12 protein-coding genes are annotated in these 12,338 nt (G+C 59.8%); 10 read left to right on the top strand and 2 right to left on the bottom strand.

The genetic code is table 11. From position 1 onward, the window contains the following. Positions 1–19: 19 nt before the first annotated feature. Positions 20–937, bottom strand: coding sequence for a ribonuclease Z (gene rnz, locus ACP4QI_RS15250; protein WP_285111419.1), 918 nt, complete (start codon positions 935–937; stop codon positions 20–22). A gap of 73 nt (positions 938–1,010) precedes the next feature. Here rnz and ACP4QI_RS15245 point away from each other — a divergent pair, with 73 nt between their 5' ends. The 9 genes from ACP4QI_RS15245 to ACP4QI_RS15205 all read left to right on the top strand — a co-directional run bounded on the left by ACP4QI_RS15245 (position 1,011) and on the right by ACP4QI_RS15205 (position 9,987). Next, complete coding sequence (locus ACP4QI_RS15245; protein WP_142486543.1) at positions 1,011–1,472, top strand: GNAT family N-acetyltransferase; 462 nt, start codon at positions 1,011–1,013, stop codon at positions 1,470–1,472. A gap of 62 nt (positions 1,473–1,534) precedes the next feature. Then, the gene (elaB, locus tag ACP4QI_RS15240) at positions 1,535–1,840 is read left to right on the top strand and encodes a stress response protein ElaB (protein WP_142486542.1); all 306 of its coding nucleotides are present in this window, start codon (positions 1,535–1,537) and stop codon (positions 1,838–1,840) included. Between the two features lie 98 nt (positions 1,841–1,938). After that, on the top strand, positions 1,939–3,234 hold the full coding sequence (menF, locus tag ACP4QI_RS15235; protein WP_426495211.1) for an isochorismate synthase MenF: 1,296 nt from the start codon (positions 1,939–1,941) through the stop codon (positions 3,232–3,234). An 88-nt stretch (positions 3,235–3,322) separates the two neighbouring features. Next, a complete protein-coding gene (menD, locus tag ACP4QI_RS15230; RefSeq protein WP_426495212.1) occupies positions 3,323–4,993 on the top strand; it encodes a 2-succinyl-5-enolpyruvyl-6-hydroxy-3-cyclohexene-1-carboxylic-acid synthase in 1,671 nt (556 codons plus the stop codon). Next, positions 4,990–5,766, top strand: coding sequence for a 2-succinyl-6-hydroxy-2,4-cyclohexadiene-1-carboxylate synthase (gene menH, locus ACP4QI_RS15225; protein ID WP_426495213.1), 777 nt, complete (start codon positions 4,990–4,992; stop codon positions 5,764–5,766). The genes menD and menH overlap by 4 nt, the downstream gene beginning before the upstream one ends. After that, positions 5,763–6,620 (top strand): 1,4-dihydroxy-2-naphthoyl-CoA synthase, encoded by an 858-nt coding sequence (menB, locus tag ACP4QI_RS15220; protein ID WP_142486538.1) that lies wholly within the window; start codon positions 5,763–5,765, stop codon positions 6,618–6,620. The genes menH and menB overlap by 4 nt, the downstream gene beginning before the upstream one ends. After that, positions 6,620–7,585 (top strand): o-succinylbenzoate synthase, encoded by a 966-nt coding sequence (gene menC, locus ACP4QI_RS15215; RefSeq protein ID WP_426495214.1) that lies wholly within the window; start codon positions 6,620–6,622, stop codon positions 7,583–7,585. The genes menB and menC overlap by 1 nt, the downstream gene beginning before the upstream one ends. Further along, entirely contained in the window at positions 7,582–8,949 is a 1,368-nt protein-coding gene (menE, locus tag ACP4QI_RS15210; RefSeq protein ID WP_426495215.1) for an o-succinylbenzoate--CoA ligase, read from the top strand. The genes menC and menE overlap by 4 nt, the downstream gene beginning before the upstream one ends. Before the next feature lie 93 nt (positions 8,950–9,042). Next, positions 9,043–9,987, top strand: a complete 945-nt coding sequence (locus tag ACP4QI_RS15205; protein ID WP_426495216.1) for an Rpn family recombination-promoting nuclease/putative transposase — start codon at positions 9,043–9,045, stop codon at positions 9,985–9,987. A 41-nt stretch (positions 9,988–10,028) separates the two neighbouring features. Here ACP4QI_RS15205 and ACP4QI_RS15200 read toward each other — a convergent pair whose 3' ends face one another. Further along, positions 10,029–11,477, bottom strand: coding sequence for a catalase (locus ACP4QI_RS15200; protein WP_142486534.1), 1,449 nt, complete (start codon positions 11,475–11,477; stop codon positions 10,029–10,031). 270 nt (positions 11,478–11,747) lie between these two features. Here ACP4QI_RS15200 and ACP4QI_RS15195 point away from each other — a divergent pair, with 270 nt between their 5' ends. Then, positions 11,748–12,290, top strand: a complete 543-nt coding sequence (locus ACP4QI_RS15195) for a YfaZ family outer membrane protein (RefSeq protein WP_142486533.1) — start codon at positions 11,748–11,750, stop codon at positions 12,288–12,290. Positions 12,291–12,338: the final 48 nt, after the last annotated feature.

Genomic DNA, 12,338 nt, shown 5'->3' with positions numbered 1-12,338 from the left:
GTCGGGGAAAAATAGAGCGTTAAACGCGCACCGTAGCAAAATCTTCTGCCAGCTGGCTGTTGGCAAACAGGGCGCGGCACTCGGCCAGCAGCATGGCGCAGCCTTCGGCGTCATAGCGGGAGCTGACGTGGGTGACGAGCAGCCTTTTTACCTGCGCATCGCAGGCAAGCCTGGCCGCCTGACGCGTTGAGCTGTGGCCGCGGCTGTTGGCTTTCTCCTCCATCGCCGCCTCAAGCGTGGCCTCATGCACCAGCAGATCGACGCCCTGAGCCAGCGCGAGGGCGCTTTCGCAGGGGGCAGTATCCCCGAAGATGGCCAGCTTCTTACCGGGGCGGGGCGGGGAGAGATAGTCTGCGCCATCGATTATCCGGCCATCGTCCAGGGTGACGCGCTCCCCGCGCTTGAGCTGCTGGAACAGCGGGCCGAAGGGAACCCCGGCGGCAACAAGCGCTGCGCCATCCAGAGCGCCGGGCTTATCCTGCTCCTCCACGCGATAGCCGTAACACTCTACCGGGTGATTCATCGCCGCTGCGGTCACGGTCCAGGCGTCATCGCTGAACACCACCCCGGCGCTAATCTCGACAATCTCTAGGGGGTAATCGGTCCAGGAGCCGCTGATCCGCAGGCTGGTTTCAACAAACTCACGAATGCCGGGCGGGCCGTAAATGGTCAGCGGGTGGATGTTGCCCGCCATCGAGCGGCTGCACAGCAGGCCCGGCAGGCCAAAAAGGTGATCGCCATGCAGGTGGGTAATGAAGATTTTATCCAGCTTGCCGGGATGGCTGGTGGTGCGCAGCAGCTGGTGCTGCGTGCCTTCGCCGCAGTCAAACATCCACAAACCGCCGCGGGTCGGGTGCTGTAAATCCAGCAGAATTGAGGTGACGTTGCGCGTACGGGTGGGCACGCCAGCGGATGTTCCTAAAAAAAGCAGCTCCATAATGCACTCAGCCTCTGTGCCGGGGACGAAAAGTCATTAGTATAACGGCTACCGACACGATAAGGAGACCCCAATGATCCAGTGGCAAGATCTGCACCATAGCGAGCTGACCGTTCCCGCGCTTTACGCGTTACTCCAGCTGCGCTGCGACGTCTTTGTCGTCGAACAAACCTGTCCCTACCAGGACATCGACGGCGAGGATCTGGTGGGGGAAAACCGGCACATCCTCGGCTGGAAAGATAGTCAGCTGGTGGCGTATGCGAGGATTCTGAAAAGCGACGACGATTTTTCCCCCGTTGTGATTGGCCGGGTGATTGTCAGCAGCCAGGCGCGTGGCGAAAAGCTTGGATACGCCCTGATGGAGCAGACGCTGCGTTCCTGCCAAAAACAGTGGCCTGACAAGGCGTTATACCTGGGTGCGCAGGCGCATTTGCAGGCATTTTATGCCCATTTTGGCTTTCTTCCGGTGACCGACATCTACGATGAAGATGGCATCCCGCATATCGGCATGGCGAAAGAGATACAACAAGCGTAGCAGGCAGAATCGGCAGGTATTGTCTATAGTTAGCGAACTGATGCAACCACAAGGAGAAAACTATGTCCTTCCAATCTTCGGAAACGCATGTTGATGACGATCTGACGCTGTTAAGTGAAACGCTGGAAGAGGTCCTCCGTTCTTCAGGCGATCCGGCCGATCAAAAGTACATTGAGCTGAAGGCGCGTGCCGAACAGGCACTGCACGACGTGAAAACACGCGTCAGCCAGGCGTCGGACACTTACTATTATCGGGCTAAAAAAGCGGTCTATCGTGCAGACGATTATGTCCGTGAAAAACCCTGGCAGGGTATTGGGGTAGGTGCCGCCGCCGGTCTGGTGCTCGGTATTCTTCTCGCCCGCCGTTAACGCTACACACGCACGCTTCTCCCTGCCAAATAGGGGGTACTGCTTTTTCAGGCAACTACCCCGTATAATGTGAGGTTTTTGAGCTGGGAGAAGTTCGCGTGCACTCGATTTCCACCGCGCTGGCAGGCCTTTGCCACCAGTTAGCCGCCGATTTTCCTGATGCACCCGGCCTGCATCATCTCGATGTCTCCTTTGCGCTCAACGATGCGTTTGACCCGCTCGCCTGGCTGAATGCCCAGCATTTTTTCCCCCATTTCTACTGGCAACAGCGTAACGGCGACGAAGAGTACGCCGCGCTGGGAGCGACCCAACACTTCTCCTCTCTCTCTGCCGCCCGTCATTTTTTACAGGGTTATCCGCAGTTCCCTGACCTTCGGGTCGTGGGCATTAATGCGTTCGAGCCTGTGCAGGGCGACCTGTTCCTGCCGCGTCTGCTGTGGCAACGCAACGGCGGAACCGCGACGCTGCGGCTGGTTCTCTGCAGCGCCACCTCGCTGAAAAACGATGCCCGGCACGCGCGCGAATTTATTGGCGCCCTTAAAGAGAGCCAGCCTGTTGACGCTGTTGTCCAGCCGGTAATGAGCGAAACCCAGCGGCCGGAGAAATCCGGCTGGCTGGCGTTAGTCCGCCGCGCAACCGACGCTATTGCTCAGGGGGAATTTGACAAAGTGGTGCTGGCCCGGGCAACGGACCTGCACTTCAGCCTGCCGGTCAATCCTGCCGCCCTGATGGCCGCCAGCCGTCGGGTGAACTTCCAGTGCTACCACTTTTTGATGCGCCTTGATGCCACTCATGCCTTTCTCGGTTCGTCGCCGGAACGGCTGTGGCGGCGGCGCGGAACCCTGCTGCGCACCGAAGCGCTGGCCGGTACGGTCGCCAGCCATTCGGATGAGGTGCAGGCCGCTCACCTGGGCGACTGGCTGATGAATGACGATAAGAACCAGCGTGAAAATATGCTGGTGGTCGAGGACATCTGTCAGCGCCTGCAGCGCGAGGGCGGAGTGCTTGACGTCCTGCCGCCGCAGGTCGTGCGCTTGCGTAAGGTTCAGCATTTGCGCCGCTGCATCTGGACCACGCTGCAACAGCCGGATGATGAACAGTGCCTGATGCTGCTCCAGCCCACCGCGGCGGTCGCCGGTCTGCCGCGTCAGGCGGCACGGGAGTTTATCGCCCGCAATGAACCCTTTGATCGGGAGTGGTATGCCGGTTCCGCCGGCTATCTGTCATTAGCGCAAAGCGAGTTTTGCGTGGCGTTGCGCTCGGCCAGGGTGCAGGAGACCTGCGTGCGCCTGTACGCCGGGGCGGGGATCGTCAGCGGTTCCGATCCCGAGCAGGAGTGGCAGGAGATTGAAAATAAAGCCGCCGGGCTGCGCTCTCTGCTCCTAAAGGATTAATACTGAGTCGTACATACCCGATTCATATCAAAATTACATCTTTTCCTATTATTTATACTAAGTCGCAATATTGATACCGGACAATTCCATGTCAGTGAGTTCTTTTAACCGGCGCTGGGCGGCGGTGATCCTTGAAGCCCTGACCCGCCATGGCGTCAGGCACATTTGCATCGCACCCGGCTCGCGTTCGACGCCGCTGACCCTGGCCGCTGCGGAAAACCGCGCCTTTATTCATCACACCCATTTTGATGAGCGCGGTCTCGGGCATCTGGCGCTGGGGCTGGCCAAAGCCAGTAACGCCCCGGTGGCGGTGATTGTCACCTCCGGTACCGCGGTGGCGAACCTCTATCCGGCGCTGATTGAAGCCGGGCTGACCGGCGAAAAACTGGTGCTGCTGACGGCGGATCGTCCCCCGGAGCTGATCGACTGTGGTGCAAACCAGGCCATTCGCCAGCCGGGGCTCTTTGCCTCTCATCCCACGGAAACGCTGTCATTGCCGCGTCCGACCCGGGATATTCCCGCCCGCTGGCTGGTGTCGACGGTGGATAACGCGCTGGGCGCGCTGCGTGCGGGCGCGCTGCACATCAACTGTCCTTTTGCCGAGCCGCTGTATGGCGAAATGGATGATACCGATCTTGACTGGCAGCAGGCGCTGGGCGACTGGTGGCAGAGCGATAAACCCTGGCTGAGCGCTCCCGCAGAGCTTTCAAGCCCCAAACAGCGCGACTGGTTCTTCTGGCGGCAAAAACGCGGGGTGGTGCTCGCGGGCAGAATGAGCGCAGCGGAAGGGAAAAAGGCGGCAGAGTGGGCGCAAACCATGGGCTGGCCGCTGATTGGCGACGTGCTCTCCCAGACCGGGCAGCCGCTGCCGTGCGCCGATCTGTGGCTGGGCAATGCGAAAGCCGTTACCGAACTGGAGCAGGCGCAGATTGTGGTCCAGCTGGGCGGCAGCCTGACGGGTAAACGACTGCTGCAATGGCAAACCACCTGCACACCAGAAGAGTACTGGCTGGTGGATCCGCGGGAAGGACGGCTTGATCCGGCGCACCATCGCGGTCGTCGGCTGATCTCGAATGTGGCCGACTGGCTGGAACTCCATCCGGCGGAAAAACGCGCCCCCTGGGCCGCGGCGATCCCGGAACTCTCCCGTCAGGCCTGGGAGCTGACGGCGCAGCACAGTGAAGAATTTGGCGAGGCGCAGCTGGCGCACCGTATTCGTCACTATCTCCCCGAGCAGGGGCAGCTGTTTGTCGGCAACAGTCTGGTGGTACGTCTGATTGATGCCTTTTCCCGCCTGCCGGCAGGTTATCCGGTGTTCAGTAATCGCGGCGCCAGCGGCATTGACGGGCTGATCTCCACCGCTGCCGGGGTCCAGCGCGCCAACGCCCGCCCGACGCTGGCGATCGTTGGCGATCTCTCGGCGCTGTACGATCTCAACGCGCTGGCGCTGTTACGCCAGGCCTCTGCACCCTTTGTTCTGCTGGTGATCAACAATAACGGCGGACAGATTTTCTCCCTGCTGCCGACGCCCCAGAGTGAGCGTGAACGCTTCTATCTGATGCCACAAAACGTGCAGTTTGAGCATGCGGCGGCGATGTTCAGCCTCCGCTATCAGCGCCCGACCAGCTGGACGGAGCTGGAGAGCGCTCTGAATACGGCGTGGAGCAAACCCCGCGCAACGCTTATCGAAGTGGTGGTTAACGACAGCGACGGGGCGCAGATGCTGCAGAACCTGCTGGCGCAGGTAAGCCACCTGTGATCCTGCAGGGGATGCACTGCGCCGGCTCGGCAGGAAAACCCTGGCTGGTGTTCCTGCACGGCTTTTCCGGCGATCGCCGCGAATGGCAGCTGCCCGGAGAAGGGCTGGGCGATTTTCCCCGGCTGTATCTCGATCTGCCGGGACACGGCGACTCGGCGCATATTGCGGGGCGTGATTTCAGTGACGTAAGCGGTTTGCTGAATCGCACTCTTATTAGTTACAACATACTTAACTACTGGCTGATAGGGTACTCCCTCGGCGGCCGCATTGCGATGTATCACGCCTGCCAGCGCCCGGAAGGGCTGCAGGGGCTGATCGTTGAGGGGGCGCATCCGGGGCTGCGTGATGACCATGAACGCGCAAGCCGCCGTGCCTCCGATGCCCACTGGGCCGCGCGTTTTCGCCATGAACCCTTAGAGGCGGTGTTTGCCGACTGGTATCAACAGCCGGTATTTGCTTCGTTAACCGAAGCGCAGCGTCAGGCGCTGGTTGCCCTGCGCAGCCGCAATATCGGCGCAACGCTGGCCGCAATGTTGCAGGCGACGTCCCTGGCCGAACAACCCGATTTACGGGCTACGCTCGCTGCGTGCGTGGTCCCTTTTTTCTATCTGTATGGCGAGCGGGATGACAAGTTCAGGGCGATTGCCCGGGAACTTCCCGCGATCGGCCATCAAATACCCCAAGCCGGACATAACGCCCATCGGGAAAACCCCGGTGCGGTGGCTGAGCGTCTGGCTCAGATACTCCGTCAATCCATAAAGGACACTCTATGATCTACCCTGATGAAAACATGCTCTACGCACCGGTGGAATGGCAGGACTGCTCCGAAGGCTACACCGACATTCGTTACCATAAATCGGCGGACGGGATCGCCAAAATCACCATTAACCGTCCCGAGGTGCGTAACGCGTTTCGTCCGGTTACCGTCAAGGAGATGATCAATGCCCTGGCGGATGCGCGTTATGACGATAATATCGGCGTGATTGTCCTGACCGGGGAGGGTGAAAAAGCCTTCTGCGCCGGTGGCGATCAGAAAGTGCGCGGCGACTACGGCGGATACCAGGACGACTCTGGCGTACACCACCTGAACGTGCTCGACTTCCAGCGCCAGATCCGCACCTGTCCGAAACCGGTAGTGGCGATGGTTGCCGGTTACTCCATCGGCGGGGGCCACGTGCTGCACATGATGTGCGACCTGACGATTGCCGCAGAGAACGCCATCTTCGGCCAGACCGGCCCGAAAGTGGGCTCCTTCGACGGCGGCTGGGGTGCGTCCTACATGGCCCGCATCGTCGGTCAGAAAAAAGCGCGTGAGATCTGGTTCCTGTGCCGTCAGTACAACGCCCAGGAAGCGCTGGACATGGGCCTGGTTAACACCGTGGTGCCAATTGCCGATCTGGAGAAAGAGACCGTGCGCTGGTGCCGTGAAATGCTGCAAAACAGCCCGATGGCGCTGCGCTGCCTGAAGGCGGCCCTGAACGCCGACTGCGATGGTCAGGCGGGTCTGCAGGAGCTGGCGGGCAACGCCACCATGCTGTTCTACATGACTGAAGAGGGTCAGGAAGGACGTAACGCCTTCAACGAGAAGCGCCAGCCGGACTTCAGCAAATACAAACGGAATCCGTAATGCGTAGCGTACAGATCTACCGCTGGCAGATACCGATGGACGCGGGTGTGGTGCTGCGCGAACGGCGGTTAAAAACCCGCGAGGGTCTGTTCGTGCATCTGCAGCAGGGCGATCGGCACGGGTGGGGAGAAGTTTCCCCCCTGCCGGGCTTCAGCCGCGAATCGCTGGAGGAGGCTGAAGCCTCGCTGCGGGCGTGGAGTATCGCCTGGGGTGAAGGGGCAGAGCCTCTGTTGCCCGGCCTGCCTGCGGTGGATTTTGGCATCAGCTGTGCGCTGGCGGAGCTCGACGGCTCCCTGCCGGAAGAGGCCGACTATCGCGCGGCCCCGCTCTGTACAGGGGATCCTGACGAACTCTTTGCCGTACTGGCCGCCATGCCGGGCGAAAAAGTGGCGAAGATTAAGGTTGGTCTCTATGAAGCGGTGCGCGACGGCATGGTGGCGAATCTGCTGCTGGAGGCCATCCCGGATTTGCGTCTGCGCCTCGACGCTAACCGAGCCTGGACTCCGCTGAAAGCGCAGCAGTTTGCGAAGTACGTTAACCCGGCCTACCGGGATCGTATTGCCTTTCTGGAAGAACCCTGTAAAACGCGCGCGGACTCGCTGGCGTTTGCCCGGGAGACGGGGATTGCCATCGCCTGGGATGAAAGCCTGCGCGAGGACGATTTCGAATGGATTGCCGAGCCGGGCGTTCGGGCGATGGTGATCAAACCCACGCTCACCGGCAGCATCGCGAAGGTGCGTGAGCAGGTGACGGCGGCCCACGCCCTCGGGCTGACGGCGGTGATCAGCTCGTCGATTGAGTCGAGCCTCGGTCTGACCCAGCTGGCGCGCATTGCTGCTCAGCTCACGCCGGATACCGTTCCCGGCCTGGATACCCTGAACCTGATGCAGGCGCAACTGCTGCGGCCCTGGCCGGGCAACACCTTGCCGTGTCTGGAACGCGAGGCGCTGGAGCCGCTGCTATGATCTTTTCCGACTGGCCGTGGCGGCACTGGGCTGTGTGCAAAGCTGAACAACCGGCACTGCGGCTTAACGGTGAGAGCCTGACCTGGCGCGAACTCTGCCAGCGTACCGATGCCCTGGCGAGCGGCTTTGTGCAGCAGGGACTAAGGGAAGGCGAGGGGGTGATGCTGCAGGCGCATAATCACCCCGACACGCTGCTGGCGTGGCTGGCGTTGCTGCAGTGCGGGGCGCGGATCCTGCCGGTTAACCCGCAGTTGCCGCGTTCCGTGCTGGAGGTCCTGCTTCCGCCCCTGACCCTGCGCTTTGCGCTGGTACTCAACGGCAAGAGTGGTTATTCCGGCCTGTCTGATCTGGAACTGGATCCACAGCAGGGGAGAACGGGAACGGACTGGCAGCCTGAGCGGCTGGCGACCATGACCTTAACCTCAGGCTCGACAGGGCTGCCGAAGGCGGCAGTGCATACCTGTGCCGCCCATCTTGCCAGTGCCGAAGGCGTGCTGGCGCTTCTGCCCTATGCCGGTGAGGACGACTGGCTGCTCTCCCTGCCGCTGTTCCATGTCTCCGGACAGGGGATCCTGTGGCGCTGGTTGCTGGCGGGTGCCCGTCTGACCGTCTGCGAAAAACAGCCTCTGGAGCAGATGCTGCAGGGCTGTACCCACGCCTCGCTGGTACCGACCCAGCTCTGGCGTCTGCTTAACGGCGAGAACGAGGTGGCGTTGAAAGCGGTGCTGCTGGGCGGCGCGGCGATCCCGGGGGAGCTAACCCTGCGGGCTGCCAGCCGGGGCATTCGCAGCTGGTGCGGCTACGGCCTGACGGAGTTCGCCTCCACGGTCTGCGCCAAAGAGGCGGATGGCCTGGCGGATGTCGGCTATCCGCTGCCGGGCCGGGAAGTGAAGCTGGTGGAGGGCGAAGTGTGGTTAAAGGCTGCCAGCATGGCCAGCGGCTACTGGCGTGACGGTCAGCTTGTCACCGTCGCCAACGCGCAGGGCTGGTTCGCCACCCGCGATCGCGGTGAGATTGTTGACGGACGCCTGACGATCCTTGGTCGCATGGATAACCTGTTTTTCAGCGGCGGAGAAGGGATCCAGCCCGAAGAACTGGAGCGAGTGATCGGCACTCATCCTCAGGTCAGCCAGGTGTATGTGGTTCCCCTCGATGATGTCGAGTTTGGTCAGCGTCCGGTGGCGGTCGTCGAGTGCGAAGCGGAGGCAGATATCGCGCAGCTGCCGCACTGGGTCGCTGATAAGCTGGCGCGCTTTCAGCAGCCGGTGCACTGGCTGGTCCTTCCCGCTGAACTCAAAAATGGCGGGATTAAGATCTCCCGACGCGCCCTGCAACAGTGGGTTCATCAGTCGCTAAGAGGGTGATTTGCGAGCCTGCTCGGGAAAGAAACTCAACAAGCTTACCTGCAGCACGCGCTGTGCTATTTTCCGGCGAAAGGAACTGACGCAAGGGAAAATATGCACAGCCCATCAACACCCACACCGCATGACGCGGTGTTTCGTCATATTCTGTCGCAGGCAGAGACGGCGCGTGATTTTTTAGCGATTCACCTACCTGAAAAATTACGCGCACTCTGTGATTTGTCGTCGTTGCGGCTGGAGTCTGGCAGCTTTGTCGAAGAGGATCTTCGTCTCAGCTACGCCGATCTCCTCTGGTCCGTGAAAACCGCTTCCGGCGCCGGGTATATTTATGTGCTGATCGAGCATCAAAGCTCCCCGGATCGGCACATGGCCTTTCGCCTGATGCGCTATGCGATTGCCGCCATGCAGCGGCATCTCGACAAAGGGCACCGGGAGCTACCGCTGGTGATCCCAATGCTGTTTTATCATGGCCGGATCTCGCCTTACCCACGGCCGCTGCGCTGGCTTGATGGCTTTCAGGTGCCTGAACAGGCGGAATCGCTCTACACCGGGGCCTTTCCCCTGATTGACATCACCTGTCTACCCGACGAAAGCATCATGCAACACCGGCGGATTGCGATGCTGGAACTGCTGCAAAAGCATGTCCGGCAGCGGGACATGCTGGAACTCCATGAGCAACTGGTCAGGCTCTTGGCGCTGGGATACACTGGCAACGCCCAGCTTAAAACGTTGCTCAACTATCTTCTTCAGGCCGGCCATACCGCCGATCCTGCAGCGTTTTTGCAGGCATTAGCACACAGGACGAAGGATCATCAGCATAAGGAGACGTTAATGAATATTGCGCAATTTCTCCGGGAAGAGGGCATGGCTCAGGGATTAAGTCAGGGGTTAAGTCAGGGGAGAGCGGAAGGCAGAGCGGAAGGCGTTGAACAGGAGGCGCTTCGCATCGCGAAGGCTATGCTGGAAAAGGGCCTGCCGCCCGAGACCGTCACCCAACTGACCGGGCTGGCACCCGAGATTGTCGAGCAGGCCAGACATTAATCATGCAATAAAAAACGGGAGCCTGAGCTCCCGTTCTGTTTTTACTTCTCTTCGGCTAAGCGCATCAGTGCCGCCTGGACACCCGCTCCGTAGTCAGGATGAACCTCACTGAACAGGGCAATCTGGCGTGCCTGAATAAACGCCGGTACATCCTGCATATCCCCGGCGATACGTTCAAACATTCGCTGGTGCTCTTCCGGGCTCAGCAGTTCAAACAGCTTGCGCGGCTGGCTGAAATAGTCGGCATCTTCACGATGGTTCCAGTGGTCTGCGGCACCCTCAAGCGACAATGGCGGCTCGCTAAAGTCCGGCTGTTCCTGGAACACGCCAAAGCTGTTTGGCTCATAGGTGGCGCCGTTACCGCTGTTGCCATCCACGCGCATCGCGCCGTCGCGATGGTAGTTATGGAACGGGCAGCGCGGGGCGTTTACCGGGATCTGGTGATGGTTTACCCCTAAACGGTAGCGGTGGGCATCGCCGTAGGAGAAGAGGCGCCCCTGCAGCATGCGATCCGGCGAGAAGCCAATCCCCGGGACCACGTTAGCAGGCGACATCGCCACCTGCTCAACTTCCGCAAAGTAGTTATCCGGGTTACGGTTCAGCTCCAGCACACCCACCTCCATCAGCGGATAGTCGCCGTGCGGCCAGACTTTGGTCAAATCGAACGGATTGTAAGGCACCTTCGCGGCATCGCTTTCCGGCATGATCTGCACGTAAAACGTCCAGCGCGGGAAGTTGCCTTTTTCAATAGAGGTAAACAGATCCCGCTGTGAGCTCTCGCGATCTTCTGCAACCAGGCGTTTGGCTTCATCGTCCTGCAGGTTAGCAATACCCTGCTGGGACTTGAGGTGGAATTTCACCCAGAAGCGTTCGTTGTTGTGGTTAATAAAGCTGAACGCATGGCTGCCAAAGCCGTGCATGGTGCGATAGGAGCACGGCAGGCCGCGATCGCTGAAGTCAATGGTCAGCTGGTGCAGCGTTTCCGGCAGTTGAGAGAAGAAATCCCATTTGTAAGTTGGGTTACGCAGGTTGGTACGCGGATCGCGTTTCACCACGTGGTTAAGATCCGGGAACTTCAGCGGATCGCGCAGATAGAAAATAGGGGTATTATTGCCGACCAGATCCCAGTTACCTTCCTCGGTGTAAAACTTGATGGAGAAGCCGCGGATATCACGTTCCGCATCGGCGGCGCCGCGTTCACCGGCCACGGTGGAGAAGCGCACAAAGAGATCGGTTTTTTTACCGACAGCGGAGAACAGCTTCGCACGGGTAAAGGCGGTGATGTCCCGGGTAACGGTAAAGGTGCCGTAGGCGCCTGAGCCTTTGGCATGCATCCGACGTTCCGGGATCACCTCTCTGTCGAAATGCGCCAGTTTTTCCAGGAACCAGACATCCTGAAGCAGCATCGGTCCGCGTGGGCCCGCGGTGGCAACATTATTGTTGTGAACAACGGGGCAGCCGGATGCGGTGGTTAAACCTTTCTTGCTCATATTTTCTCCCTGATGTGTGAGTATTAGTCGGTAAATTTCCGTTTTGAGCAAAAGTTAATCTAAAGAAATGCGTCAGGGCAGGTATTGATCGGACGCAAAGTAACCGGGTGTAACCTGTTTCTCAGGATTTAACATTGTTAAATCCTGTAAGTATCAACTCGTTACAAACTTATTTTTTTATTATCTCACCACAGCGTTGATCGCAGGCCGACTCACGTTAAAATCACGCGTTTTTGGAAGTTATCTAAATAATTGTGCGGGATCACGACAATGAAAAAAGTGGCATTACTGGGCCTCGGCGGCCTGATGTTCGTTTCTGCGGCAGCGAACGCAATTTCCATCAGCGGCCAGGCCGGTGAGGACTACACCAACGTTGGCGTCGGTTTTGGCACCGAAACGTCGGGTCTGGCCGCGAGCGGCAACTGGACCAATAACGACGATGAGGGTGACGTGGCCAGCATCGGTCTGGGTCTGAACGTGCCTCTCGGTCCGTTCCTTGCCACCGTGGGCGGTAAAGGCATCTACACCAACCCGAAAGACAGCGATGAAGGCTATGCGGCAGCGGTAGGCGGTGGTCTGCAGTGGAAAATTGGCAACAGCTTTGGTCTGTTTGGCGAGTACTACTACTCTCCGGACTCCCTCTCCAGCGGTATCGATAGCTACGAAGAGGCCAACGCGGGTGCGCGCTGGACCATCATGCGTCCTGTCACCATTGAAGCGGGCTACCGTTACCTTAACCTGGCGGGCAAAGACGGCAACCGCGACAACGCCGTCGCTGATGGCCCGTACGTGGGCGTAAGCGCAGGCTTCTGATCTCCCGGCGCGGCGTTCTGCCGCGCCTGTTTCTCTCTTCCCCCTACA

The sequence above is a fragment of the Leclercia sp. TB492 genome (assembly GCF_049974505.2).
GTDB classification, from domain to species: domain Bacteria; phylum Pseudomonadota; class Gammaproteobacteria; order Enterobacterales; family Enterobacteriaceae; genus Enterobacter; species Enterobacter adecarboxylatus_C.
The sequence above is the reverse complement of the archived record's forward strand: the minus strand, read 5'-3'. Positions and strand labels throughout refer to the sequence as shown.

Coding starts and splice junctions, on each gene's coding strand:
- menE (WP_426495215.1), top strand. CDS start 7,582: ATGATCTTTTCCGACTGGCCGTGGCGGCACTGGGCTGTGTGCAAAGCT.
- ACP4QI_RS15200 (WP_142486534.1), bottom strand. CDS start 11,477: ATGAGCAAGAAAGGTTTAACCACCGCATCCGGCTGCCCCGTTGTTCAC.
- ACP4QI_RS15245 (WP_142486543.1), top strand. CDS start 1,011: ATGATCCAGTGGCAAGATCTGCACCATAGCGAGCTGACCGTTCCCGCG.
- menB (WP_142486538.1), top strand. CDS start 5,763: ATGATCTACCCTGATGAAAACATGCTCTACGCACCGGTGGAATGGCAG.
- ACP4QI_RS15205 (WP_426495216.1), top strand. CDS start 9,043: ATGCACAGCCCATCAACACCCACACCGCATGACGCGGTGTTTCGTCAT.
- elaB (WP_142486542.1), top strand. CDS start 1,535: ATGTCCTTCCAATCTTCGGAAACGCATGTTGATGACGATCTGACGCTG.
- rnz (WP_285111419.1), bottom strand. CDS start 937: ATGGAGCTGCTTTTTTTAGGAACATCCGCTGGCGTGCCCACCCGTACG.
- menD (WP_426495212.1), top strand. CDS start 3,323: ATGTCAGTGAGTTCTTTTAACCGGCGCTGGGCGGCGGTGATCCTTGAA.
- ACP4QI_RS15195 (WP_142486533.1), top strand. CDS start 11,748: ATGAAAAAAGTGGCATTACTGGGCCTCGGCGGCCTGATGTTCGTTTCT.
- menC (WP_426495214.1), top strand. CDS start 6,620: ATGCGTAGCGTACAGATCTACCGCTGGCAGATACCGATGGACGCGGGT.